The 25287-nt window shown below is 71.2% G+C and carries 26 protein-coding genes and 1 riboswitch; of the genes, 16 read left to right on the top strand and 10 right to left on the bottom strand.

Translation table 11 applies throughout. The features are described 5' to 3' along the window. Positions 1-64: 64 nt before the first annotated feature. The 6 genes from BIV25_RS04440 to BIV25_RS04415 all read left to right on the top strand — a co-directional run bounded on the left by BIV25_RS04440 (position 65) and on the right by BIV25_RS04415 (position 6511). Positions 65-1276, top strand: a complete 1212-nt coding sequence (locus tag BIV25_RS04440) for an Ig-like domain-containing protein (RefSeq protein WP_079176421.1) — start codon at positions 65-67, stop codon at positions 1274-1276. 156 nt (positions 1277-1432) lie between these two features. Beyond that, positions 1433-2668, top strand: a complete 1236-nt coding sequence (locus tag BIV25_RS04435) for an Ig-like domain-containing protein (RefSeq protein ID WP_177235151.1) — start codon at positions 1433-1435, stop codon at positions 2666-2668. A gap of 161 nt (positions 2669-2829) precedes the next feature. Further along, positions 2830-3597, top strand: a complete 768-nt coding sequence (locus tag BIV25_RS04430) for an enoyl-CoA hydratase/isomerase family protein (RefSeq protein WP_071370787.1) — start codon at positions 2830-2832, stop codon at positions 3595-3597. Between the two features lie 205 nt (positions 3598-3802). Then, positions 3803-4411: an ATP-binding protein gene (locus tag BIV25_RS04425; protein ID WP_371272988.1), complete on the top strand. Its 609-nt coding sequence runs from the start codon at positions 3803-3805 to the stop codon at positions 4409-4411. An 85-nt stretch (positions 4412-4496) separates the two neighbouring features. After that, on the top strand, positions 4497-5315 hold the full coding sequence (locus tag BIV25_RS04420; protein WP_071370785.1) for a polysaccharide deacetylase family protein: 819 nt from the start codon (positions 4497-4499) through the stop codon (positions 5313-5315). Beyond that, on the top strand, positions 5315-6511 hold the full coding sequence (locus BIV25_RS04415; protein WP_071370784.1) for a YncE family protein: 1197 nt from the start codon (positions 5315-5317) through the stop codon (positions 6509-6511). The genes BIV25_RS04420 and BIV25_RS04415 overlap by 1 nt, the downstream gene beginning before the upstream one ends. A 22-nt stretch (positions 6512-6533) precedes the next feature. Here BIV25_RS04415 and BIV25_RS04410 read toward each other — a convergent pair whose 3' ends face one another. Further along, entirely contained in the window at positions 6534-7142 is a 609-nt protein-coding gene (locus BIV25_RS04410) for a GNAT family N-acetyltransferase (RefSeq protein ID WP_071370783.1), read from the bottom strand. A gap of 51 nt (positions 7143-7193) precedes the next feature. On the opposite strand from BIV25_RS04410, the gene BIV25_RS04405 reads away from it, so the two are divergent. Both BIV25_RS04405 and BIV25_RS04400 read left to right on the top strand, forming a co-directional pair. Next, positions 7194-8096 (top strand): MerR family transcriptional regulator, encoded by a 903-nt coding sequence (locus BIV25_RS04405; RefSeq protein WP_071370782.1) that lies wholly within the window; start codon positions 7194-7196, stop codon positions 8094-8096. Between the two features lie 85 nt (positions 8097-8181). Next, the gene (locus BIV25_RS04400) at positions 8182-8394 is read left to right on the top strand and encodes an EF-hand domain-containing protein (RefSeq protein ID WP_071370781.1); all 213 of its coding nucleotides are present in this window, start codon (positions 8182-8184) and stop codon (positions 8392-8394) included. Positions 8395-8489: 95 nt separating this feature from the next. Here BIV25_RS04400 and BIV25_RS04395 read toward each other — a convergent pair whose 3' ends face one another. Next, positions 8490-9407 carry an AraC family transcriptional regulator gene (locus tag BIV25_RS04395; protein WP_071370780.1) on the bottom strand — a complete coding sequence of 306 codons (918 nt, stop codon included), beginning with the start codon at positions 9405-9407 and terminating at the stop codon, positions 8490-8492. Between the two features lie 103 nt (positions 9408-9510). Between BIV25_RS04395 and BIV25_RS04390 the strand changes: the two genes are divergently transcribed. Both BIV25_RS04390 and BIV25_RS04385 read left to right on the top strand, forming a co-directional pair. Beyond that, entirely contained in the window at positions 9511-10503 is a 993-nt protein-coding gene (locus BIV25_RS04390) for a zinc-dependent alcohol dehydrogenase family protein (RefSeq protein ID WP_071370779.1), read from the top strand. Between the two features lie 112 nt (positions 10504-10615). Further along, positions 10616-11278, top strand: a complete 663-nt coding sequence (locus BIV25_RS04385) for an NADPH-dependent F420 reductase (protein WP_071370778.1) — start codon at positions 10616-10618, stop codon at positions 11276-11278. Positions 11279-11284: 6 nt separating this feature from the next. On the opposite strand, the gene BIV25_RS04380 is transcribed toward BIV25_RS04385, so the two are convergent. Continuing rightward, complete coding sequence (locus BIV25_RS04380) at positions 11285-11839, bottom strand: glycoside hydrolase family 25 protein (protein WP_071370777.1); 555 nt, start codon at positions 11837-11839, stop codon at positions 11285-11287. Positions 11840-12091: 252 nt separating this feature from the next. Continuing rightward, a complete protein-coding gene (locus tag BIV25_RS52360; RefSeq protein WP_256255571.1) occupies positions 12092-12262 on the bottom strand; it encodes a hypothetical protein in 171 nt (56 codons plus the stop codon). Between the two features lie 142 nt (positions 12263-12404). On the opposite strand from BIV25_RS52360, the gene BIV25_RS04370 reads away from it, so the two are divergent. Beyond that, positions 12405-12899, top strand: a complete 495-nt coding sequence (locus tag BIV25_RS04370; protein ID WP_071370776.1) for a hypothetical protein — start codon at positions 12405-12407, stop codon at positions 12897-12899. 78 nt (positions 12900-12977) lie between these two features. On the opposite strand, the gene BIV25_RS04365 is transcribed toward BIV25_RS04370, so the two are convergent. From BIV25_RS04365 to gcvT, 6 genes are all read right to left on the bottom strand, one after another. Continuing rightward, entirely contained in the window at positions 12978-14156 is a 1179-nt protein-coding gene (locus tag BIV25_RS04365; protein WP_371272987.1) for a hypothetical protein, read from the bottom strand. A gap of 58 nt (positions 14157-14214) precedes the next feature. Then, entirely contained in the window at positions 14215-14712 is a 498-nt protein-coding gene (locus tag BIV25_RS54205) for a hypothetical protein (protein ID WP_371272986.1), read from the bottom strand. Positions 14713-14783: 71 nt separating this feature from the next. Next, positions 14784-16151, bottom strand: a complete 1368-nt coding sequence (locus BIV25_RS04360) for an L-serine ammonia-lyase (protein WP_071370775.1) — start codon at positions 16149-16151, stop codon at positions 14784-14786. 114 nt (positions 16152-16265) lie between these two features. Continuing rightward, positions 16266-17531: a serine hydroxymethyltransferase gene (gene glyA, locus BIV25_RS04355; RefSeq protein WP_071370774.1), complete on the bottom strand. Its 1266-nt coding sequence runs from the start codon at positions 17529-17531 to the stop codon at positions 16266-16268. A 14-nt stretch (positions 17532-17545) separates the two neighbouring features. After that, entirely contained in the window at positions 17546-17923 is a 378-nt protein-coding gene (gene gcvH, locus BIV25_RS04350) for a glycine cleavage system protein GcvH (protein WP_071370773.1), read from the bottom strand. A gap of 115 nt (positions 17924-18038) precedes the next feature. Beyond that, complete coding sequence (gene gcvT, locus BIV25_RS04345; protein ID WP_071370772.1) at positions 18039-19157, bottom strand: glycine cleavage system aminomethyltransferase GcvT; 1119 nt, start codon at positions 19155-19157, stop codon at positions 18039-18041. Positions 19158-19313: 156 nt separating this feature from the next. Further along, a riboswitch (glycine riboswitch) is annotated at positions 19314-19410 on the bottom strand. Positions 19411-19573: 163 nt separating this feature from the next. Between gcvT and BIV25_RS04340 the strand changes: the two genes are divergently transcribed. From BIV25_RS04340 to BIV25_RS04320, 5 genes are all read left to right on the top strand, one after another. After that, positions 19574-20218: an AAA family ATPase gene (locus tag BIV25_RS04340; protein ID WP_071370771.1), complete on the top strand. Its 645-nt coding sequence runs from the start codon at positions 19574-19576 to the stop codon at positions 20216-20218. Positions 20219-20336: 118 nt separating this feature from the next. After that, positions 20337-21128 carry an enhanced serine sensitivity protein SseB gene (locus BIV25_RS04335; protein ID WP_071370770.1) on the top strand — a complete coding sequence of 264 codons (792 nt, stop codon included), beginning with the start codon at positions 20337-20339 and terminating at the stop codon, positions 21126-21128. Positions 21129-21291: 163 nt separating this feature from the next. After that, the gene (locus BIV25_RS04330) at positions 21292-22128 is read left to right on the top strand and encodes an enhanced serine sensitivity protein SseB C-terminal domain-containing protein (protein ID WP_071370769.1); all 837 of its coding nucleotides are present in this window, start codon (positions 21292-21294) and stop codon (positions 22126-22128) included. 273 nt (positions 22129-22401) lie between these two features. Next, entirely contained in the window at positions 22402-23409 is a 1008-nt protein-coding gene (locus tag BIV25_RS04325) for an ABC transporter permease (protein WP_071370768.1), read from the top strand. A 70-nt stretch (positions 23410-23479) separates the two neighbouring features. Beyond that, the gene (locus BIV25_RS04320; RefSeq protein WP_071370767.1) at positions 23480-25264 is read left to right on the top strand and encodes an ABC transporter substrate-binding protein; all 1785 of its coding nucleotides are present in this window, start codon (positions 23480-23482) and stop codon (positions 25262-25264) included. The last annotated feature ends 23 nt before the right edge of the window (positions 25265-25287 follow it).

Below are 25287 nucleotides of genomic sequence, written 5' to 3'. Positions count from 1 at the left end.
CTTCTGCCCAGTGCGTGCGTCGCACTCACGTTTCCCCCGAGCGGGCCCGGTCGTTGAGCCCCGCGTGAGGCACGTACAAGGACGCGCACGGCGCGCGGGGGCCGCGCTGGCCGCGGTACTGACAGGGGCGGCACTGCTGGCGGGCTGTTCCGGGGGTTCCGGTCCGCTCGGGGCGTACGACAAGCCCCGGGCACCACGGGACGTCATCCGCGTCAGCCCCGACGACGGGGGCACGGGCGTCCGCCCCGGCGAGCGGCTGCGGATCCGGGTGCCGGACGGGCGGCTGGAGAAGGTGACCGTCGTCAAGGAGCAGGACGCGCAGGACTCCCCGGTCCCCGGGCACGTCAGCGCCGACGGACGGAGCTGGCGGCCCGACGACGACCGGCTCGCGCTCGCCGCCCGGTACACCGTCGACGCGGTGGCGCGCGACGCGGACGGCCGCCGCTCGGCCCGGCACACCACCTTCACCACCCTCGTCCCCGACGAGAGGTTCATCGCCTACGTCACCCCCGAGAACCGTGCCGTCGTCGGCACCGGCATGATCGTTTCGCTCGCCTTCAGCCGGGAGATCGCCGACCGGGCCGCCGTCGAACGCGCCGTCCGGGTCAGCGCGCGGCCGCCGGTCGAGATCCGCCCGCACTGGTTCGGGGGCGGCCGTCTCGACTTCCGTCCCGAGCGGTACTGGAAACCCGGCACCGAGGTCACCGTCCGTCTGGGCCTGCGCGACGTCCAGGGGGCGCCCGGCGTCTACGGGTTGCAGGACAAGACCTTCGCCTTCACCGTCGGGCGCAGCCAGGTCTCCCTGGTGGACGCGGCGAAGCACACCATGGAGGTGCGGCGCGACGGGCAGCTCCTCGCCACGGTGCCGATCACGGCGGGCGGCCCGCGCAACCCGACGTACAACGGCAAGATGGTGGTGATGGACATGCAGGACGTCACCCGCATGAACAGCCGCACGGTCGGCTTCGGCGGCGAGTACGACATCCCCGACGTCCCGCACGCCATGAAGCTCACCGCCTCCGGCACCTATCTGCACGGCAACTACTGGTCGCCGGACGCCCCCGGGCACGTCAACGTCAGCCACGGATGCGTGGGGCTCATGGATGTCAAGGGCGGCAGTTCGGCCACGCCCGCGGGCTGGTTCTTCGACCGCAGCCTCGTCGGTGACGTCGTGGAGGTCGTGGGCAGCCGGGACCGGACGGTGGCTCCGGACAACGGCCTCGGCGGCTGGAACATGACCTGGCAGGAGTGGAACGCGGGCAGCGCGGTGAAGTAACCGGGGGAGGGTTCTTCGGTACGGGCGGGGGTGGGGGCGGAAGTTGCGACGGAACGGTGACATTTGCCTGACACCGAGCTCAAAACCAGACGGTTAATATGCGCGCACCAGTGTGGTGGGGAGCGGGCCTGACCAGGTCCGGCGAGGGGAGACGACGTGAACGTGCGGCCCATATCGGGGGCGTCGGCGGCGAGGCGGCGAGGCCGTAGGAACGCGGGATGGGCGCTGATATCCGGCGCCCTGGTGCTGTCGCTCGCCGCGTGCGGCGGGGGCGGCGGCAAGGGGGCGGGGTCCGACGGCAAGGACTCCAGTACCCAGCAGGGCAAGCAGCAGTCGGCGGCGGCCGTCACCATCGCGCCGAAGTCGGGCGCCACCGGCGTCGACACCAGCGGCGCGCTGAAGGTCGACGTCGCCCGGGGCAAGCTGACCGAGGTGACCGTCAAGGACGCCAAGGGCGCGAAGGTCGACGGCAGCATCGGCGCCGGGGGCGCGTCCTGGACGCCGTCGACCCACCTGGCCGCGGCGACCACGTACACGGTGCACGCGGTCGCGAAGGACTCCGAGGGCCGCGAGAGCGCCGAGGACTCCACCTTCACCACCCTCACCCCGAAGAACACCTTCCTCGGCACCTTCACCCCCGAGGACGGCTCCACCGTCGGCGTGGGCATGCCGTTCTCCGTCAACTTCACCCGCGGCATCACGAATCCGCAGGCCGTCGAGAAGTCCATCAAGATCACGACGCAGCCCGCCGTCGACGTCGAGGGCCACTGGTTCGGCAACGACCGCCTCGACTTCCGCCCCGAGAAGTACTGGAAGGAAGGCACGAAGGTCACCGTCGACCTGAACCTCGACGGCGTCGAGGGCCGCTCCGGCGTCTACGGCAAGCAGCACAGGACCTTGACGTTCACGATCGGCCGCAACCAGGTCTCCGTCGTGGACGCCGAGAAGCACACGATGAAGATCACCCAGGACGGAAAGGTCGTCAGGACCCTCCCGGTCACCACCGGCAAGGCCGGCTACGACACCTGGAACGGCCAGATGGTCATCAGCGAGAAGCTCACCGAGACCCGCATGGACAGCGAGACGGTGGGCTACGGCAAGCAGTACGACATCAAGGACGTCCCGCACGCCATGCGCCTGACCAGCTCCGGCACCTTCGCGCACGGCAACTACTGGGGCGGCGACGCCTTCGGCAACTACAACGCCAGCCACGGCTGCATCGGCCTGCGCGACGTGCAGGGCGGCTACGACAGCTCCACCCCGGCGGCCTGGTTCTTCAACCACTCGCTCATCGGCGACGTGGTGATCGTCCAGCACGCGAACGAACGCACGGTGGACCCGTCCAACGGCCTGAACGGCTGGAACATGTCGTGGGCGGACTGGACGAAGTGAGTCAGCGCTGACGGACGGGCCCGGTGCTGTGACCTACGGCACCGGGCCCGTCGCCGTTAGTCCCCGTGCTGTGCCTGCCTGGGGGACAACCCCCAGACCCCCGGCCGAGTGTGATCGAGCGCACCGGCTCGGTAGCCGTTAGTCCCCGTTAACCTGCCTGCATGACCGTGAATCTCGAAGTCGCCGAAGGCGTCGGCACGCTGCGCCTCGACCGTCCGCCGATGAACGCGCTGGACATCGCCACCCAGGACCGGCTGAAGGAACTCGCCGAGGAGGTCACGCGCCGCGACGACGTACGCGCCGTGGTGATCTACGGCGGCGAGCGGGTGTTCGCGGCGGGCGCGGACATCAAGGAGATGCAGAACATGGATCACGCCGCGATGATCCTGCGCTCCCGCGGCCTCCAGGACGCCTTCACGGCCGTGGCCCGCATCCCCAAGCCCGTCGTCGCGGCCGTCACCGGCTACGCCCTCGGCGGCGGCTGCGAACTGGCCCTGTGCGCGGACTTCCGCATCGCCGCCGACAACGCCAAGCTCGGCCAGCCCGAGATCCTGCTCGGTCTGATCCCGGGTGCCGGCGGCACCCAGCGCCTGCCCCGGCTGGTCGGCCCGTCCAAGGCCAAGGACCTCGTCTTCACGGGCCGCCAGGTCAAGGCCGCCGAGGCGCTGGAGATCGGCCTGGTCGACCGGGTCGTACCGGCCGCCGAGGTGTACGAGCAGGCGCATGCGTGGGCCGCGAGGCTCGCCCAGGGTCCGGCGATCGCGCTGCGTGCGGCGAAGGAGTCGATCGACACCGGCCTGGAGACCGACATCGACACCGGGCTCGCCGTCGAACGGAACTGGTTCGCGGGCCTGTTCGCCACCGAGGACCGCGAGGCCGGCATGCGCAGCTTCGTGGAGGAGGGCCCGGGCAAGGCCAAGTTCCGCTGAGCGTCAACGCGTGAACTTCCGGGTAACTTCGGCCGCAACTCCCGCTGTGCCCCTTGCAATTGACGCCCCGTCTCATCCGGGTCCCCCGATGGGGCGGTTTATGGGAGGCTTAAGGCAACCTTAAGCCTGTGTCGTCGGGGGAGCCTGTCGATTGCCCGGAAGTGAGCCGTCCGCGCAGGTCAACCGAGTCGCACCGGACGTCGACGTGTCGTCGGCATATGCCAAGCGCGAAGGTGGGACTGGGGGCGCGCAGGGGGCGTATTCCTTCGGAACGGCCCCCAAGGCGCCTCGGGACGGCCATCATGGGGGCATGGCGGGGCTGGAGGGCATCGAACAGCCGCGGGGACACGGTCGTGCTGCCGCGGCACGCTGGTCGCCCGGGGTCGAGGACGAACAGGCGCTCAAGGCGCTCGAACTGTTCGGCAACCCGACGGAGGCGGAGGTCCCGCTGTCGTCCCGCCCGGAATCCGCGGCCACCGCCCGCCGGCTCACCCAGGTCGTCGTCCTGCGGACCTGGCGGCTGACCCCCAAGATCACCGAGGACGCCGTCTTACTCGTGTCCGAACTCGTCGGCAACGCCGTACGGCACACCGGCGCCCGGGTCTTCGGCCTGCGGATGCGCCGCCGCCCCGGCTGGATCCGGGTCGAGGTCCGTGACCCCTCGCGCGGGCTGCCCTGTCTGATGCCGGTTCAGGACCTGGACGTCAGCGGCCGCGGCCTGTTCCTCGTGGACAAGCTCTCCGACCGGTGGGGCGTGGACCTGCTGCCGCGCGGCAAGACCACCTGGTTCGAGATGCGGGTGTCCGACCGGTAGCCAACGTCTTGCGCCGAGGCAACCGCGACCCGAAAACATCCCCCAATCGGGCTAATCGGCGCTTTTCTTACCTCCCCGCCCTTAAATGGTGCGGGTGACCACGACCAACCGACGCGGGGTGCTGCGTGCGGGCGCCGGACTCGTCACCGGCGGTGCGCTCGCCGCCGGTTGCGGTGCCGGCAGGACCGCCCCGACCACCACCCCGGACCCCGGGTCCCCCACCGCCTCCCCGTCCGCCGCCCACGCCACGGGCCGTCCCTCGGCCGGCGCCCAGGCCGCCCCCGCCCCCCGCGCCTATCCCGGCCTGCCCGCCCAGATCGCCCACGGCCCGCGCACCCGTCCCCAGGTCGCCCTCACCTTCCACGGCCAGGGCGATCCGGGCATCGCCCACTCCCTGCTGGACACGGCGGAACAGCACGGCGCCCGCCTCACCGTGCTCGCCGTCGGCACCTGGCTGGACCAGCACCCCGACGTCGCCCGCCGGATCCTCGACGGCGGCCACGACCTCGGCAACCACACCCAACGGCACATCTCCGTCAACGAGATGGCCGAGGCGGACGCCCGCAAGGAGATCACCGACTGCGCGGACCGGCTGAAGCGGCTCACCGGATCCATCGGCACCTGGTTCCGCCCCTCCCGCTCGCCCACCGCGTCGGCGCTGGTCGTCCGGCTCGCCCGCGAGGCCGGGTACCCGCACGTGCTGTCGTACGACGTCGACTCGCTCGACTACACCCGCCCCGGCGCCGCCGCCGTCACCCGCAAGGTTCTCGCCGACGTGACGAAGGGGTCGGTGGTGAGCATGCACTTCGGGTACCCGGACACCGTCACCGCCCTGCCCGACGTCCTCCACGAACTCGACCGCCGCGGACTGCGCGCGGTCACCACCACGGAGCTGCTGAGCTGATGCGCATCACGAAAGCCGCCCGGCTGCTGGCCGCCGGTGCCGCCCTGACCGCCCTGTCCCTGCTGTCCGCGTGCAGTTCAGACTCTTCGAAGGGGGGAAACGCCGAGAACAACGCTCTCGGGAGCAAGGCGCCCGCCCGGCCGCAGGTGGACCAGAAGCGGTTGGACGTGCTCCCCGGGATGCCCGCGGTCGACAACCCGGACGACCTCTACGCCGCCGACCGCCCGAACCAGCTCTCCCCGGTCGTCAAGGACTTCCCGTCCCGGGTGTACGTCCCCAACACCAACTCCAACACCGTCACCGTCATCGACCCCGCGACGTACAAGGTCATCGACACGATCCCGGTCGGCCGCCAGCCCCAGCACGTCGTGCCGTCCTGGGACCTGAAGACCCTCTGGGTCAACAACGACCTCGGCAACAGCCTCACGCCGATCGACCCGAAGACCGGCAAGGCGGGCAAGCCGGTCTCGGTGCACGACCCGTACAACCTTTACTTCACGCCCGACGGCAAGTACGCCGTCGTCATGGCCTCCATGGACCGCGCGCTGGTCTTCCGTGACGCGCACACCATGAAGGTCGTCAAGAAGCTGCCGGTCAAGTGCTACGGCGTCAACCACGCCGACTTCTCCCCGGACGGCCGCTACTTCATCGTCTCCTGCGAGTTCAGCGGCGAGATCATGAAGGTCGACACCGCGCGGATGGAGGTCGTCGACCAGCGGAAGCTGCCCCAGCGCGGCTCGATGCCGCAGGACGTCAAGATCTCCCCGGACGGCAAGCTGTTCTACATCGCCGACATGGTGGCCAACGGCCTGTGGATCCTGGACGGCGACACGTTCGACGAGCCGCGCTTCCTCTACACCGGCAAGGGCTGCCACGGCCTCTACATCAGCCGCGACTCCCGCGAGATGTACATCTCCAACCGGGGCGAGGGCACCATCTCCGTCTTCGACTTCGCCCAGGACAAGCTCACCGCGAAGTGGCGGCTGCCCCAGGGCGGCAGTCCCGACATGGGCGGTGTCTCGGCCGACGGCAAGGTGCTGTGGCTGTCCGGCCGCTACAACTCCGAGGTGTACGCCATCGACACGCGGAGCGGCAAGCAGCTGGCCCGTATCAAGGTCGGCAGCGGCCCGCACGGCCTCGCGGTCTACCCCCAGCCCGGCCGCTACTCGCTCGGCCACACGGGCGTCTTCCGATGACGCCGGCGCCCGGAGCGGACGCTCAGCGCAGCAGCAGCGCTTCCGCGCCCGCCTGGAACGCCCGTGCGCTTCGGGCGTTCTCTGGTGCGATCTGCGCCCATAGTGGTTCGGTGCCGAGGTGGCGGGCGGCCGTCACCAGCTGCCGCCCCAGGCCCCTCTGCCGTACGTCCTCGTCCACCTCGACCGACACCTCCAGCCGCCCGGCCACCCCGCGCCCGAGCACCAGCACCCCGCCCCGCGCCGACCAGGCGCGCACCCCGTCCCGCCGGTTGCGCGCGTAGTCGACCCGGGAGTGGTCGGGGGCCTCGGCCTCCGTCAGCGCGAGCGACGGCCTTCCGGGCAGCGGACCGGCCACCAGCAGCGCGTCCACGACCTCGCACGTACGGCCCGTGCGGTCCATGAGGGCGGTCAGGAAGCGCGGGCTCGTCGCCGCCGACAAAGGATCGAGGCCCAGGGCGCCCAGCGTGCCGTGCACCCAGGCCGGATCCTCGTCCGTGAAGACGACCGCGTGGGCCGTGCACGCCAGCACGCCGGCGTCCCGGGGCGACGGCTGCGGCACGACCGTCGTACGGCCGTCCGCCGGCGGGAAGACACCGCGCGCCGCCGCATCCAGAATGTCCCGCAAGGTCACCCGCGCCCGCTCCTTGAGTCTCCACCCGCTGGAAGGCCCAGACTCCCAGACATGACCGACGACGGCACCGGACTTCTCACCATCGGCGAGCTGGCGCGGGCGACCGGGCTGACCGTGCGCACCATCCGCTACTGGTCCGACGAGGGCGTGCTCACCCCGGTGACCCGCTCCTCGGGCGGCTACCGGCTGTACGACAGCGAGGGCGTCGCCCGCCTCGAACTCATCCGCACCCTGCGCGAGCTGGGGCTGGGCCTCGCGGACGTGCGCAGGGTGCTGGCCGGGGAGCGCACGGTGGCCGAGGTCGCGGCCACCCATGTGGCGGCGCTGGACGCGCAGATCAGGGCGCTGAAGGTGACCCGGGCCGTGCTGTCGACGGTCGCCCGACGAGGCTCGACGGCCAAGGAGATGACCCTGATGAACAAGCTGGCACGACTGTCGGCGGCGCAGCGGCAGCAGATCATGCAGGAGTTCGTGGACGAGACGCTCCACGGGCTCGACACGGTGGACCCGGACGTGCGGGAGCGGATCCGGCAGACGGCCGTCCACCTCGCGGAGAACCCCACGCCGGAGGAGGTCGACGCCTGGGTGGAACTGGCCGAGATGCTCCAGGACCCGGAGTTCCGGGCCCAGATGCGGCGCGCGATGGAGTTCAACGCCGCGGACCGGCAGCCGCGCGGACGGTCCATGTGGTTCGCCAAGCGGCTGGTGGAGCTGGTGGCCCCGGCGCGCGAGCGGGGCGTCGAGCCCACCGCGCCCGAGGCCGACGAGGTCCTGACGGAGTTGTTCGGGGGCGCCGACCGGGAAGCCGTACTGGAACGTATGACAGCGGGGTTCGGCGACCGCGTCGCCCGGTACCGCGAACTGATCTCCGTCGTGAACCGGCAGCCCGCCCCGCCGCACGCCGAGGACTTCGCCTGGGTGGTCACCGCGCTGCGTGCTCGCGCGGCCCGCTGACCGGACCGGTGTCAGAGAGCCGTTAATCTGACCAGCGTCAGTACGCCTGCACGGCACGAGAAACACGAATAAAAGGGGCGGATCGGTGGCGGACATCGAGGAAGCACGCAAGCAGTTCGAGCGGATCGACGCGAACGGTGACGGAGTCATCACCGCCGCCGAGTTCAAGCACGCGCTGGCCCAGGAGGGCGACTGGAACGTCACCGAGACGGTGGCCCAGGCCATCATCGACCAGCGCGATCTGGACGGCGACCATGTCCTGTCGTTCGACGAGTTCTGGGCCTACCTGAACAAGTGACGCGCCCGAGGGGGTGCCCCGGTCCGCACGGAAATCCTCCGGCGGCCGGGGCACCCCCTTCGTCATGTGGTGCGAGGCCGGTGGCGCGGGCGGGGTCAGAGGGCGTTCTTCCGGTAGTGGCCCGGAGCCGTGCCGTACTCCCGCTTGAACGCCTTGGCAAAGGCGAACTCCGAGGTGTAGCCGGTGCGTTCGGCGATCTGGCGCAGGGACAGGTCGTCGTGGCGCAGCAGTCGGCCCGCCGTCGTCATCCGCCACCAGGTCAGGTACGTCAGCGGCGGCTCGCCCACCAGCGCCGTGAACCGGCGCGCGAAGGCCGCCCGGGACAGCCCGCCGGCGGCGCCCAGCTCCGCCACCGTCCAGGCGCGCGCCGGATCGCCGTGGATCGCGCGCAGCGCCGCCGCGACCGCCGGATCGGCCAGCGCCCCCGCCCAGCCCCGCGCCCGCCCCGCCGTGCGCTCGCTCTCCCACCAGGCCCGCAGGATGTACAGCAGCAGCGTGTCCAGCAGCGAGGTCACGATCGCGTCGGTGCCCGGCCGCTGCTCCTCCAGCTCCATCCCGAGCAGCTCCACCGCCGCCCGCAGCGAGCGGTGCCCGCCGGCCGTGGCGGGCAGATGCACGGTCTGAGGCAGCTCGGCCAGCAGCCGGTGGGCGCGCTCGCGGTCGAGCCGGTAGAAGCCGCACAGCGTGACCGCGTCCGGGCGTCCCTCCCGCGTCTCCTGCGGCCAGCCGCCCCAGGTGCCGTCGGGCCGCTGCCGTATCTCGCGCAGCGGGACGTCGAGCGCGCCGGCCAGGCTGTGCGCCTGCCCGTGCGCGAGGAAGACGACGTCGCCGGGCCCCAGTGCGAGCGGCTCCCCGCCCTCGGGGACCAGCCACGCCGAGCCGCGCAGCACCACATGGAACCCGGCCTCACCCGAGGCGGCGAACCGCGCGCCCCAGGGCGCGTACTTGTACCGGCGCGAGGAATGCGGCTGCCCGGTACGCATGGCCGCGACGACGTCGCTGAGCACGTCCATGTCCCCACTGTAGTCGGCGAGTTAGGGCGAGAGAGACGATCGGACAGGAAAGCGAGACAGGAGGACATGGAGCGTCTCGCCCGTCGCGCCTAACGTCGACGGCATGACAACTACCGCACGTACCGTGCTCTTTCATGAAATCGGCGGACCCGAGGTGTTCACGGTCGAGGAGACCGAGCTGCCGGACCCCGGTCCGGGCGAGGTGCTGCTGCGCGTCGAGGCGCTCGGGCTGAACCGGGCCGAGGCGTTGCTGCGCGCCGGCACCTACTACTACCAGCCCACCCTGCCGGGCTCCCGCAACGGCTACGAGGCCGCCGGAGAGGTGGTGGCCGTCGGCGCGGGCGTGACCGCGTTCGCCCCCGGCGACCCGGTGCTCACGGCGGGGAACCACCACCTCAGTACCCAGGGCGTATACGCCGACCTCGCGCTCCTCCCCGAGACCTCGCTCGTGCCGCGCCCGGCGGGCGCCGACGCGGTCACCGCGGCCGCCGTCTGGCTCACCTGCACGACGGCGTACGGAGCCCTGGTCGAGCGGGCCGGGCTCGCGGCCGGCGACCACGTGCTGATCACCGGGGCGTCCAGCGGGGTCGGCACCGCCGCGATCCAGGTGGCCCGGCGGGCCGGCGCCGTCCCGATCGCGACCACGCGCACCGAGGACAAACGGCAGGCGCTGCTCGATCTGGGCGCCGAGCGGGTGATCGTCACCGACACCGAGGACGTGATCAAGGAGACCCGGCGGCTGACCGGCGACCGGGGCGCCGAGATCGTCCTGGACGCGATCGGCGGCTCGTACTTCCGGGAACTGGGCGCGGCGGCCGCTCCCGACGCCACCATGGTCAGCTACGGCTGGCTCGCCGACGGCCCCGTCGAACTGCCCGGGAACTGGCCCGTCACGGTCCACGGCTACGCCAACTTCGCGCTCACCGGCACAGCGGAGGGCCGCCACCGCGCCGCCCGCTACGTCGGCTCCGGCCTCGCCGACGGCACCCTGCGCCCGGTGATCGCCGAGGTGTACGACGGCCTGGACCGCATCGGGGACGCGCACCGCCTGATGGAGTCGAACCGCCACACGGGCAAGATCGTCGTACGTGTCTGAGGCGGTTCACGCGAACGGCGGAGTCCCGGAATAGTGCCGGGACCGGAGAAGTTGTCGAGGACATCCGAAGCATGCGCATGCATGTAAAAGAGTCGACCCCGGAAGGCCTGTCATGAAGATCGGCATCATCGGCGCGGGAAACATCGGCGGCAACCTCACCCGCAGGCTCACCGCCCTCGGCCACGACGTCTCCGTGGCCAACTCCCGCGGCCCCGAGACCCTGAAGGAACTGGCCGAGGAGACGGGCGCGACCGCGGTCCGGGTCGAGGAGGCGGCCCGGGGCGCCGAGGTGGTGGTCGTCACGATCCCGCTGAAGGCGATCCCGAAGCTCCCCTCCGGCGTGCTGGCGGGCGCGGCGCAGGACGTGGCGGTGATCGACACCGGCAACTACTACCCGCAGCAGCGCGACGGCCGTATCGCCGCGATCGAGGACGACGGCCTGACCGAGAGCCGCTGGACCGAGCAGCACCTCGGCCACCCGGTGATCAAGGCCTTCAACGGCACCTACGCCCAGGACCTCCTGGACCGGCCCCGCCCGGCCGGTGCCGCCGACCGCATGGCCCTCCCGGTCGCCGGTGACGACGCGGCCGCCAAGGCCAAGGTCCGCGCCCTGATCGACGAACTCGGCTTCGACACGGTGGACGCGGGCGGCATCGACGACTCCTGGCGCCAGCAGCCGGACACCCCGGTCTACGGCCTCCAGGCCGGCACCGACGCCGTCACCAAGGCCCTCGGCGAGGCCTCCCCGGAGCGCCCGGCGGGCTTCCGCGGCTGACGTCGCTCAGCCCTGGGCCCAGCTCTTCAGTGCCGCCGTGCTCGCGAAGTCGGCCACGTCCTTGTCGTGCGGGTCGCTGGTGTACTGGTGGAAGCGCCAGTGGGCCTGGACGCGAGGGTGGCCGGCGGTGACGTAGTCGGCGATCCACAACCCGTCAGCCGCGTAGGACGTGCTGTCGATGTTCAGCCAAAAATCGCGGTTGCAGTAGAGCACGACCCGGTGGTTCGGGCGCAGGGACTTCACCTTCTTGAGGAAGGTGTCCTTCTCCGCGTTGCTCGCGTGGGTGCCGTCGCCCGTGGTCTCCCAGTCGACGGCGAGGATGTCGCCGACCTTGGAGGGGGCGGCGGTCACGAAGTGTTCGGCCTGGGCGGTGAGGTTGCCCGGCCACAGGAAGTGGTAGAAGCCCACGACCAGGCCGGCGTCCCGGGCGGTCTTCGTCTGGGCGGCGGCGTGGGGGTTGGTGTACGTGCGGCCCTCCGTCGCCTTGATGAAGGCGAAGGAGAGGCCGCTCGTGTCGTACGAGGAGGACTGGAACGCGCTGACATCGATGCCGTGGAGCATGTGGGGGACTCCTCGAAGTGCCGATGGGGGAAAGGAGTTGGAGTTGCTGGTTGAGTGATGCCCCACGATGGCACGCTCGATCCGCCCCGCGCGGCGGAAGTCAGCTCCGGGCGGCGACCGAACTGAGGACCGACGCCGACTTCGCCGACCAGTCCGAGGTGATGATGCTCGCGTGGTCCCCGGCCGACGCGCCAGGTGGGCCGCGACTTCGGCGTCGGTGGGGGCGGTGGAGGAGATCGCCGGGGACACGTTTTAGGCGTCCGTCGTGATCAGGGTGTAGTGGTTCGCGGAGTAGAAAGACGTGTCGTAGCCGTTGTTGACGTACGTCGCCGCGTCACCGTCGAAGAGGACGAACCAGGGCCGGATCGAGGTGTCGGAGGTCCACTTGCCCGCCCGCGGGTCGCCGTTCGCCGCGCCTAGCACGGCGGGGAAGGTCTCGGCCCGCCCGACGTTCCCGGCCGCACGCTCGTCCCCGCCTGTCGCCCCCCCCCGCCGCCCCGCCCGCGCGTCGATACGATGACGGCAACGGCGAGTTGGGAGGCCCGGAGTGGAACCGTTGATGGGCATGGCACTCTCGGCTGTCAGTACGGTCGTCTCGGGCGCCGTCTCCGGGGCGAGCGGGGAAGCGGGCAGACGGCTCTCCGAGCGGCTCTACGACCTGCTGAGCAGGGGCCGGTCCGGCGGCAACCCGGGTCCGACGGCGGGTGGTTCGCCGCAGCCCACCCTCCCCGAGACCGAGTCCCAGCAGACGGCGGCCGCCCGGCAGCTGCTCGAACTCGCCCGCAGGTCACCGGAGTTCGCCCATGAGGTGACGGACTGGGTCCGCGAGGCCGCGTGGCTCTCGCCGCGCACCGTGCCCGCCGTCGCGCACGCTGCCTCGCGACCGCAGATGCTGCCGCCGACGACCGCGGTGTTCACCGACCGCGCGGAGGTGCTCGCCTGGCTGACGGGCCTGCTGGACGAGGAGGAACGGCCGCCCGGCGCGCCCGTCGTCGCCGTTCTGCGGACCTGCGCACCGCCGCCGCACACTACGAGACCAACGAGGACCGCCTCGGTCTGACCCGCGTCCGCACCCGCCTGGCGGAACTGACGGCCTGAGTGTGCGTTCGGCGGACGGCGCGGTGGCGGAGGCCGAGGCTCACGGTGTTCCACGGCCGAGGGGCCGCACCGCGACGCGGTGTGCCGTCCCGCCCGTGCGGACGGTGATCGCGGGTACGGCCCCGGCCAGGTCCCGGGCGCTGGTGAGCCAGGCGTGGAGCGCGGAGGCGTAGGCGGCGGGATCGCACAGGTCGGCCCGGCCGTCGGGGCCCGCGGCGGCGGTCAGCCGTACGAGGTCGCCCGCGCGGGTGCGGACAACGCAGCGGTCCGGTCCGTCGACGTAGGCGACCAGTCCGCAGTACGGGTAACGGCCGAGCGCCTCCGCCGTCCAGGCGGCCGGCGGCCCGAGGCGCGGGTCGTCCTCGGCCGCGTACCGTACGACGATGTCGGCGACGCGCAGCCGGCCGGTCTCCCGGGTCTCCTCGTCGACCACCGTGTGCGCTGAGTCGCAGCGCAGGTCCGGGGCTTCCGACGGGTCGGGCCCGCCGCCGACGACGGAGTACCGGACGACGCCGACCTCCGGCGGATCCGTGCCGATCCCACCCGCGAGCACGCGGACCGGGGCGGTACGACGGGCGGGCAGGTACGGCGGCAGCGGCAGCGGGTCGAGCAGCGCCGGGTGCCCCTCGGGCTCGGGCAGGTCCATGAGGCCGTAGAACAGGCGCCGCAGCAGGGCGGCCGACTCTCCCGGTGCCGAACTGGTCTGCTCCGCGAGCTCCTTGTACCGGGCGGGATCATGTGCGGTGACGGTGTCCTCGATCTGGGCGCGCAGGCTGCCTCGGCGCACCAGGCGCGGAGCCGTACGGCCGAGGGCGGCGACCGGGGAGAGTGGATCGAGGTCCTGCTGGGGGAACGCGCCGAGGGGGACGGGGAGGCCGAGGGACGCGGCGTAGTAGGTGACGCTGGAGTGGTCGCCGAGGACGCAGTCGGCGGCGATCAGGGCCTGGTGCCAGCCGTCGAGGGGGTCGATCGTGTCGAGGCCGGCCCGGCGCGCGTTGTCCAGCCAGGCGCGGACCTGGCCGGGCCCGTGGCCGTACCAGATGTTCGGATGCAGGACCGCGACGGTCCGGTACTCGTCGGCCGGCAGCTCCGCCGAGAGGCGGGACAGCAGCCAGGGCAGCAGATCGTCCGCCGCAGGCTCGGCGGCTCCGCCGAAGAGGGAGCGGGCGGCCCAGGTGGAGCTGACGACGATCAGCCGCTGACCGGGTCCGACGCCCAACGCCCGGCGGTAGTGGGCGCGTTGGGGCAGTGCGGCGAGGATGCGGTCGTAGCAGGGGTCACCGGCGAGGACCGCCGTGGGCGCCGCCTCGGGGCAGGCCGAGTGCAGCCGGTCCAGTTGTCCCGGGTGGGAGAGGACGGTGGCGTCGGCGAGGGGGAGTCCGTCGGTGAGGAGCCAGTCGGGAGACAGCCCGAAGACCGGTGTTGTCCGGTGTTGCGAGCCTCTTGTTGTACCCCACGCCGTGTGACAACACCGCCAACTTGCCCTGCACAGCGGCCAGTTCACCGCCGTAGCTGGCCGACACGGCCAGGTCGAACGGCGTCTCCTTGGCCTGCTCCCAGGGCAGGACCGGCAGCCCCGCCCGCGCCAGCAGCTCGGGTGCCCCGGCCAGGAACGGGGACGAACCCGTGCAGGTGGCGAACATCTGCACGCGCAGGTCGCCGGAGAACAGCGGGAGGGCGTCCAGCAGCCGCGTCGCCGACGTCACGTTGTGCACGACGAACAGGACCCGGCGGCAGCCGACCCGGGTGACCCAGCGCTCCGCGTCCGTGCCCACCGGCACCCGCACCCGTATCCGCGCCGCCCGTCACTCCACCCGCTGCCGCCCCGCCCGTCACGCGGTTCACCTCAGCACTCGATGATGTTCACCGCAAGTCCGCCCCGGGCCGTCTCCTTGTACTTCACGGACATGTCCGCGCCGGTGTCCTTCATGGTCTTGATGACCTTGTCCAGGGACACCTTGTGGGAGCCGTCGCCGCGCATCGCCATCTTCGCGGCCGTGACCGCCTTCACCGCGGCCATGCCGTTGCGCTCGATGCACGGGATCTGGACCAGGCCGCCGACCGGGTCGCAGGTCAGGCCGAGGTTGTGCTCCATGCCGATCTCGGCCGCGTTCTCGACCTGTTCCGGGCTGCCGCCGAGCACCTCCGCCAGCGCGCCCGCGGCCATGGAGCAGGCGGAGCCGACCTCGCCCTGGCAGCCGACCTCGGCGCCGGAGATGGAGGCGTTCTCCTTGAAGAGCATGCCGATCGCGCCGGCGGCGAGCAGGAAGCGGACCACGCCGTCCTCGTCGGCACCGGGCACGAAGTCCATGTAGTAGTGCAGGACGGCCGGGATGATGCCCGCCGCGCCGTTGGTCGGGGCGGTCACGACCCGGCCCCCGGCCGCGTTCTCCTCGTTCACGGCCATCGCGTAGAGCGTGATCCACTCCATCGCGTGCGCCAACGGGTCGCCCTCGGCGCGCAGCTGGCGGGCGGAGACGGCCGCGCGGCGGCGGACCTTGAGGCCGCCGGGCAGGATGCCCTCGCGGGACATGCCGCGCTGGACGCACTCCCGCATCACACGCCATATCTCCAGCAGACCCGCGCGGATCTCGTCCTCGGTGCGCCAGGCGCGCTCGTTCTCCAGCATCAGCGAGGAGATCGACAGGCCCGTCTCCCGCGTCAGGCGCAGCAGCTCGTCGCCGGTGCGGAAGGGGTACTTCAGGACCGTGTCGTCCAGCACGATCCGGTCCGCGCCGACCGCGTCCTCGTCCACGACGAAGCCGCCGCCGACCGAGTAGTAGGTCTTCGACAGGAGCTCCGTGCCCTCGGCGTCGTAGGCCCACATGGTCATGCCGTTGGCGTGGTACGGCAGGGCCTTGCGGCGGTGCAGGACCAGGTCGTCGTCGAAGGAGAACGCGATCTCGTGCTCGCCGAGCAGGTTCAGCCGGCCCGCCGCCCTGATCGCCGTCACCCGGTCGTCGGCCGACTCCACGTCCACCGTGCGCGGCGAGGCGCCCTCCAGGCCGAGCAGCACCGCCTTCGGGGTGCCGTGGCCGTGGCCGGTCGCGCCGAGCGAGCCGTACAGCTCGCAGCGCAGGGCCGCGACCGAGGACAGCAGGTCCTCGTTGCGCAGCCGGCGGGCGAACATGCGCGCCGCGCGCATCGGGCCGACCGTGTGGGAGCTGGACGGGCCGATGCCGATCGAGAACAGGTCGAAGACCGAGATGGCCACGGACGACTCCTCAAGACGGGGTGAAGCGAAAACGGTGGTACAGGGGCGCGGGCACCGCACACGCCGGTACGTCGGTACGTACTCCAGTGTGCGCGGTGCGCCGCAAAAGGCGTCTTACTTGTTCAGACCCGGGTACAGCGGGTGCTTGTCGGCGAGCGCCTTCACGCGTGCCTTCAGGGCCTGCGCGTCGTAGGACGGCTTGAGCGCCTCCGCGATCACGTCGGCGACCTCGGCGAAGTCCTCGGCCGTGAAACCGCGGGTCGCGAGGGCCGGGGTGCCGATCCGCAGGCCCGAGGTGACCATCGGGGGGCGCGGGTCGTTCGGGACGGCGTTGCGGTTGACCGTGATGCCGACCTCGTGGAGCCGGTCCTCGGCCTGCTGGCCGTCCAGCTCGGACGCGCGCAGGTCGACGAGGATCAGGTGCACGTCCGTACCGCCGGAGAGCACGTTCACACCCGCCTCGCGGGCGTCCGCCGCGGTCAGGCGCTCGGCGAGGACGCGGGCACCCTCCACGGTACGGCGCTGGCGCTCCTTGAACTCCGCCGAGGCGGCGACCTTGAAGGAGACCGCCTTGGCCGCGATCACGTGCTCCAGGGGGCCGCCCTGGAAGCCCGGGAAGACCGAGGAGTTCAGCTTCTTCGCGAAGGCCTGCTTGGCGAGGATGATGCCGCCGCGCGGGCCGCCGAGCGTCTTGTGGGTGGTCGAGGTGACCACGTCCGCGTGCTCGACCGGGTTCGGGTGCAGCCCGGCCGCGACCAGACCGGCGAAGTGCGCCATGTCGACCCACAGGTACGCCTCGACCTCGTCGGCGATCCGGCGGAACTCGGCGAAGTCCAGCTGGCGCGGGTACGCCGACCAGCCGGCGATGATCACCTTCGGGCGGTGCTCCTTGGCGAGCCGCTCCAGCTCGGCCATGTCGACCAGGCCGGTCGCCTCGTCCACGTGGTAGGCGACCACGTTGAACTGCTTGCCGGAGAAGTTCAGGCGCATGCCGTGGGTCAGATGGCCGCCGTGCGCAAGGTCCAGGCCGAGGATGGTGTCCCCGGGCTGGGCGAGGGCGAACAGGGCCGCCTGGTTGGCGGAGGCGCCGGAGTGGGGCTGGACGTTGGCGTACTCGGCGCCGAACAGCTCCTTGATCCGGTCGATGGCGATCTGCTCGGCGACGTCGACGTGCTCGCAGCCGCCGTAGTAGCGGCGGCCCGGGTAGCCCTCGGCGTACTTGTTGGTGAGGACCGAGCCCTGGGCCTCCATCACCGCGAGCGGCGCGAAGTTCTCGGAGGCGATCATCTCCAGCGTGGACTGCTGGCGGACGAGCTCCGCGTCGACCGCGGCGGCGATCTCCGGGTCCAGCTCGTGCAGGGACGTGTTCAGGACAGTCATACGGCTACGACTCCTCAGCCGGCGATGAAGGCGGTGTACTCGTCGGCGCTCATCAGGTCCGCCGGCTCGGCCGAGACGCGGACCTTGAAGAGCCAGCCGCCCTCGAAGGGGGCCGAGTTCACCAGCGACGGGTCGTCGACGACGTCCTGGTTGGCCGCGACGACCTCACCGGTGACCGGGGAGTACAGGTCGGAGACCGACTTGGTCGACTCCAGCTCGCCGCAGGAGTCACCCGCGGTCACGGTGTCGCCGACCTCGGGGAGCTGGGCGTAGACCACATCGCCGAGCGCGTTGGCCGCGAACTCGGTGATACCGACCGTCGCGACGCCGTCCTCGGCGGGCGACAGCCACTCGTGCTCCTTGCTGTAGCGCAGCTGCTGGGGGTTGCTCATGGCCTGAATTCTCCTGTACGCGCGGGAGTGCTGGTGAAGGGGGACAGCTGGATCTGCTGCCGGGCAGGGGGAATGTGCGCAGGGTCACGTCAGGTGGACGCTCTGCGCCCAGTCTCTACTTCTGGCGCTTGTAGAACGGCAGCGCCACGACCTCGTACGGCTCGTGGCTGCCTCGGACGTCCACGCCGACGCCCTCGGTGCCGGGCGCCGCGTGAGCCGCGTCGACGTAGGCCATGGCGATCGGCTTGCCCAGGGTGGGGGAGGGGGCGCCGGAGGTGACCTCGCCGATCACCCGGCCGCCGGCGACGACGGCGTACCCGGCGCGCGGGACGCGGCGGCCCTCGGCGACCAGCCCGACGAGCACCCGCGGAGGCTCGGAGGCGGCGCGTTCGGCGGCCTGCGTGAGCGCCTCGCGCCCGACGAAGTCGCCGTCCTTCTCGAACTTGACCACGCGGCCGAGACCGGCGTCGAAGGGGGTGAGCGAGGTGCTCAGCTCATGCCCGTACAGCGGCATGCCCGCCTCCAGGCGCAGGGTGTCGCGGCAGGACAGGCCGCACGGCACCAGGCCGACGCCCTCGCCGGCCCGGGTCAGCGCCTGCCACAGCTCCACGGCGTGCTCGGGCTTCACGAACAGCTCGAAGCCGTCCTCGCCGGTGTAGCCGGTGCGGGCGATCAGGGCGGGGACACCGGCGACCGTGCCGGGCAGGCCGGCGTAGTACTTCAGGCCGTCCAGGTCGGCGTCGGTGAGGGACTTCAGGATGCCGGGGGACTCCGGGCCCTGGACGGCGATCAGCGCGTAGGCGTCCCGGTCGTCGCGGACCTCGGCGTCGAAGCCGGCGGCGCGCTCGGCGAGGGCGTCCAGCACCACCTGGGCGTTGGAGGCGTTGGCCACGACCATGTACTCGGTCTCGGCGAGCCGGTAGACGATCAGATCGTCCAGGATGCCGCCGTCGGCCCGGCAGATCATGGTGTAGCGGGCGCGGCCGACGCCGACGGAGGCGATGTTGCCGACCAGCGCGAAGTTCAGCAGGTCGGCGGCCTCGGTGCCGGTCACCGTGATCTCGCCCATGTGGGAGAGGTCGAACAGGCCGGCCCGGGTCCGCACCGCGACGTGCTCGTCGCGCTCGGAGCCGTAGCGCAGGGGCATGTCCCAGCCGGCGAAGTCGGTCATCGTCGCACCGAGCGAGCGATGCACGGCATCGAGCGCGGTGTGACGGAGTTCAGTGCTGCTCATCGGTCGGTCGTCTCCCAGGACACACAGGACGGGCGAGGAACGTTCCTCCCCATCTGTCATCGGAACCTGAGAGGTTCGCCAGGACCGCCACGGGGACGATCACGGCTTGCACCTTGGGTGGAGCCACTGTCGCAGCGGCCCGCTTTTCAGATGTGCCTCGCCCGCGCGGTAACGGGGCCTGAGAGATTCAAGGGAGGGACTTGCTCCTTCGGCGCCCCAACGCAGCTGCTGGGGACTCTCCCGCGCGGATTCAAGCGGCCGGTATGCAGTTGGCGGCCACATCATTGCACGCCGAGCGGGCTTTTGTAACCGGCCTGTGGCAGCACGCGGACCGTACCGCCGACCTCGGTCCATTACCTTCCCTTTACGTTTCGCGGGCAGAGCTGTCACTGAACCGACAGGGGAGGACCGACACGGTGAACAGGACCCCGGTGTACGCCACCGTCACCAGCGGCGTCGCGGTGCCGAAGCAGCGCCGCGCCCCGGCCCCGGTCGTCCGGGACCTGCGCGACCGGGCCGGCCGCAGCCCGCGCGCCCTGCTCTTCCACGGCGGCGACCTGGTGGTGATCACGGGACTGCCCGGCAGCGGCAAGTCCACGCTGATGCGCCGCGCGGTCCCCGGCCACCGCATCGACTCCCAGGACACCCGCGACCGCTGGGCCGCCCGCGTGCCCGGCCTCCTTCCCTACCCGCTCTACCGCCCCCTGGTCCGCCTCGCCCACTACGCGGCCCTGCGCCGCGCCCTGCGCACCGGCGAGGGCGTCGTCGTGCACGACTGCGGCACCCAGAGCTGGGTGCGCGGCTGGCTCGCCCGCGAGGCCCGCCGCCGCGGCGGCACCCTGCACCTGCTCCTGCTCGACGTCGCTCCCGGCACGGCCCGAGAGGGCCAGCGTGAGCGCAGCCGGGGCGTCTCCCGCTACGCCTTCACCCGCCACCGCCGTACGACGGCCCGGCTGCTCGACGCCGTCGAGCGGGGCGCGCTGCCGGCGGGCGTCGGCTCGGCGACCCTGCTGGACCGCCCCGCGGCGGACGCCCTGGGCCGGATCGTGTTCACCGGATGAGCGTGGCCGGGCGAGCGGGCCGGAGGGAAGACGATCGTGTGCCCACGGTGAGGGCACTGTCACGGCAACCCGCTAGCCTTCATGGTCACAGCAGTGGTTCCCAGCAGGCGGTAGGCAGATGGACTTCCCGGCGGACATTCCCGCGGACTTCCCGGCACAGGCGCACCCCCACCCGCACGGCGGTTGGCCCGGCAACGAACTGGAGGAGGTGCTCGCGGCCTCCCTCGGCGTCCCCACCGCGGCCGGCCGGATCGTCGAGGTCCTCGGCCGCAGCTTCCTGTGGATCCCGCTGCCCAACGGCGGCGGGCCGGGCAGCGGTCCGCTGGACCTGCCCACGCTGGAGATCGACGGCCAGGCCTACGTGCCCGTCTTCAGCTCGGAGGAGCAGCTGCGCCAGGCGGTCGGCTCCCACATGGGGTACACCATCGCCCCGGCCGTCGAGTTCGCCCGCGGCCTGCCCGCGCAGGTCGGCCTCGCGGTGAACCCGGACGCGCTGGTCGGCATCCCGCTCCCGCCGGCCGCCGTGGCCGAGCTGTGCCGCACCGGCCGCACCCCCCTCGACGGTCCGGGCACCGGCGGCCGGGTCCGCCTCTTCGAGCCCGACTGGCAGGACGACCCGGTCGACTTCCTCGCCGCCGCGTCCGCCGAGTTCGCCGAGACCGGCGTGGTCCGCACCGCCCGCCGCTGCCTGGCCGCCATCGAGACGGACGACCCGGTGATGTTCGTCGGCGTGGAACTCTCCCAGTGGGAGGGCGACCTGCGCACCCTCCCGATGGACGCCCTGGGTCGCGCCCTGGGCAGGGTCCCGGTCGCCTGGCCGGTCAGCCTGGTCCTCCTGGACGTGACGGACGACCCGGTGGCGGAATGGCTGCGGACAAATGTCCGCCCCTTCTACCACTACGGCCACTGAAAGCGCCCGAAAGGGGCGCGGGGCTGTGCCGATATGCGGCTCCGCCGCGTGGGCGCGACCAGCCGCCATGCACCCGCACTCGCGAACGAACCCGAAGCGCCACCCTGGTAGGCGCATAAGCTGTCTCCACACACGGGCACGGAACAGAGAAGGGCACGACAAGGTGAGCGCGATCCACAGCGGCAGCGTCGAACACACGCTGCGCCAGGTCACGCCCGGACGCTACGACGCCTACGAGGCCCTGCTGCGTGCCCTCGCCACCCCCTCCTCCGGCCAGATCTGGATGCTGCTGTGGCACGGCCAGGCCGGCTCCCCGGACGCCCAGTACGGGACGATGGAGGTCGACGGCTTCCACTACGCCCCCTGTGTCACCTCCGCCCAGGAACTGTCGGCCAGCGGCTGGAACCGCTCGTACGAGGTCGTGGACGGGCTCGACGTGGCCCGCACCCTCTACCCCGACCACTACGGCCTCTGGGTCAACCCGCACGCCCCGGGCGGCGGCGTCGGCGTCCCCTGGCTCGATCTGCGCCGCATCGCCACGGGCCTGGACCGCCAGCCCGCCGGTCCCCTCCGGCTGGACGAGCCGGGCATCGAGGTCCCGCAGTTCTACGCCCTGCTCGCGCAGAACGCCCACCGCACCCCCGCCCTGCGCTCCCTGCGCCGCGCCTGGGTGCAGCCCGCACTCGGGGCGCCGTACCTCGTGATCGGCCTGGACGTGTACGACACCTCCCCGGCCGCCGTCGACTCGGTGCGCGCGATGATGCAGCAGTCCGTCGGCGCGGTCCCCGAGGGGCTGCCGGTGTCGACGGTCGCGATGACCGACGACTACGACCCGGTCGTGATCTGGATGCGGGCCAACGCCCGCCCGTTCTACGACCGCGACGCCCACGCCGCCGTACCCCCGGCGCACCCCCAGCCCCAGCCGCAGCTCCAGCCACCGCCCCGGCCGCAGGCCCCGGCGCCCGGCTACGGCTACCCGCCGGTGCCCGGCGGCTACTGACCCCGCCGCCGACCTCGCCGTACGGCCGCCAACTCACCCAGGGCGTCCGCCGCTCACCGTCCGCTCGCCGCGATTCACTGTCCGCATAACAGGAAACGCCTGCTTGCATCACGGTTACGCATCCATTCGCTGCCAAGGCTGGCGACTTGTCGCGCGGGCATTGAAGACTCCCCCTTCAAGGGGCTCGCCCCTGTGTGTACGACGGACTGAATGATGCCGCTACCAGCGGCAAGTGCGGGCCGGTTACCACCGGTTGAGAGGGGTCCCAGCCTAATGACGGCACCATTGCACGAGCCGGCCGCGGATGCGGCGCCCGGTGCGGCCGAGGAAGCGGCGGTCGCCGCCGCCGACGCGAAGGCCGTTCAGGGCCGCTCCCTGGGACGGATCGCCTGGGAGCGCCTGAAGCGGGACAAACTCGCCCTGGCGGGCGGCATCGTGGTGCTCCTCCTCATCGTGATCGCGCTGCTCGCACCGGTGATCACGGGCCTGGTCGGCCAGGACCCGGACGTCTACCACCAGGGACTGATCGACCCGCTGTTCAGCACCCCCAAGGGTTCCCTGGGCGGCATGAGCGGCGACCACCTGCTCGGTGTCGAGCCGGTCAACGGCCGCGACATCTTCGCGCGCATCCTCTACGGCGCCCAGATCTCGCTGCTCGTCGGCTTCCTGTCCGCGGTGGTCGCCGTCATCCTGGGCACCGTCCTCGGCATCCTGGCGGGCTTCTTCGGCGGCTGGGTGGACTCCCTGATCAGCCGCGTCATGGACGGTCTGCTCGCCTTCCCGCAGCTGCTGTTCATCATCGCGCTGGTCTCCGTCATGCCCAACCAGATGCTGGGACTCACCGGCACGGGCGTGCGGGTGTTCGTGATGATCCTGGTCATCGGCTTCTTCGGCTGGCCGTACATCGGCCGGGTGGTCCGCGGCCAGACGCTTTCGCTGCGTGAGCGCGAGTACGTCGAGGCGGCCCGCTCGCTGGGCGCCGGGCAGTTCTACATCCTCTTCAAGGAGCTGCTGCCCAACCTCGTCGCGCCCATCATCGTGTACACGACGATGATGATCCCCACGAACATCCTCACCGAGGCGGCGCTCAGCTTCCTGGGCGTGGGCGTCAAGCCGCCCACCTCCTCCTGGGGGCAGATGCTGTCGAGCGCGATCGACTACTACGACTCGGACCCCATGTACATGGTGATCCCGGGCGTGGCGATCTTCATCACGGTTCTTGCCTTCAACCTCTTCGGCGATGGCGTGCGGGACGCGCTCGATCCGAAGGGCTCCCGCTGAAGTGCCGTACCCCAAGCGTCCCGTGAGCTCAGCCACGGGGTCTCTCATCAATTCCGGAGGATCCGAGATCGTGACTACCCAACGCACCTCAGGGCGGCGCAAGCAGGCCCTTGCCGCTGCCGCAGTGGTCGCCGGGCTGCTGACCACGGCGGCGTGCGGCGGAGGCAACGGCAGCTCGAAGGACGGCGCGGCCGGCTTCGACGCGGCGAACAACAAGGTTGCCCAGGCCGACCAGGTCAAGAAGGGCGGCACCCTGAAGTTCGTGAGCACGCAGGACGCCGACTCGTGGGACACCACGCGCGGCTACTACGGCTTCATGTGGGACTTCTCCCGCTACTACAGCCGTCAGCTGCTCACCTACAAGACGGCGCCGGGTGCCGAGGGCGCGAAGCTCACCCCGGACCTCGCCACCGACATGGGCAAGGTCTCGCCCGACGGCAAGACCTACACCTTCACGCTGCGTGACGGGATCACGTGGGAGGACGGCAAGGCCATCACCTCCCAGGACATCAAGTACGGCATCGAGCGCTCCTGGGCGCAGGACGTGCTGTCCGGCGGTCCGGTCTACCTCCAGCAGATGCTGGACCCGAACAACACCTACAAGGGTCCGTACAAGGACACCTCGAAGGACCACCTGGGCCTGAAGGCGATCGACACGCCGGACGCGAAGACGATCGTCTTCCACCTGCCGACGGCCAACTCGGACTTCCTCCAGGTGCTGGCGATGACCTCGGCCTCGCCGGTCCGCCAGGACAAGGACACCAAGTCCAAGTACGGCCTGCACCCGTTCTCCTCGGGCCCGTACAAGTTCCAGTCGTACAGCCCGGGCAAGAACCTGGTCCTGGTCCGCAACACCGACTGGAAGGCGTCCTCGGACCCGGTCCGCAAGGCGTACCCGGACAAGATCACCCTGGACATCTCCACCAACCAGGCCGACTCGGACCAGCGCCTGATCGACGGCGACTACGACATCGACGCCTCGCAGACCGGCCTGGGCCCGCAGGGCCGCCAGATCGCCCTGAAGCAGCACAAGGGCAACCTGGACAACCCGGTCTCCGGCTTCATCCGCTACGCGGTCTTCCCGCAGAGCGTCAAGCCGTTCGACAACCTCCACTGCCGCAAGGCCGTGATCTACGCCGCCGACCACGTGTCGCTGCAGACCGCCCGCGGTGGCCCGATCGCCGGTGGTGACATCGGCACCAACATGCTCCCGCCGTCGGTCGCCGGTGGCGAGGGCCAGAAGTACGACCCGTACCAGATCGCCGGGGCCAACAAGAACGGCAACGTCAACCTGGCCAAGCAGGAGCTCAAGGCCTGCGGTCAGCCGAACGGCTTCTCGACGACCATCGCCGTCCGCAACAACAAGGCGCAGGAAGTCGCCACCGCCGAGTCCCTGCAGGCCGCGCTGAAGAAGGTCGGCATCAACGCCGACATCTACCAGTACGACGGCTCGCAGAGCCCGGGCATCATCGGCTCCCCCTCGAACGTCGCGAAGAAGAAGCTCGGCATCATCATCATGGGCTGGGGTCCGGACTTCCCGACCGTCCAGGGCTACGGCATCCCGCTGTGGGACAGCAAGTACATCCTGCAGAGCGGTAACAACAACTACGCCCTGATCAAGGACAAGACGATCGACGGGCTCTTCGACCAGTACACCACCACGCTGGACGAGGCGAAGAAGACGCAGATCTCCACGGAGATCAACCACAAGGTGATGGAGGGCGCGTACTACCTGCCCTTCACCTTCGAGCGGCTGCTCAACATCCGCTCCTCGCGTCTGGGCAACGTGTACACGACGAACGCGTACAGCGGTTACTACGACTTCGTCAACCTCGGCCTGAAGTCCACGAAGTAGTCCCGGCACACCCGCCGAACGGC

This window comes from Streptomyces sp. MUSC 14, assembly GCF_001866675.1.
Lineage (GTDB): Bacteria > Actinomycetota > Actinomycetes > Streptomycetales > Streptomycetaceae > Streptomyces.
The sequence above is the reverse complement of the archived record's forward strand: the minus strand, read 5'-3'. Positions and strand labels throughout refer to the sequence as shown.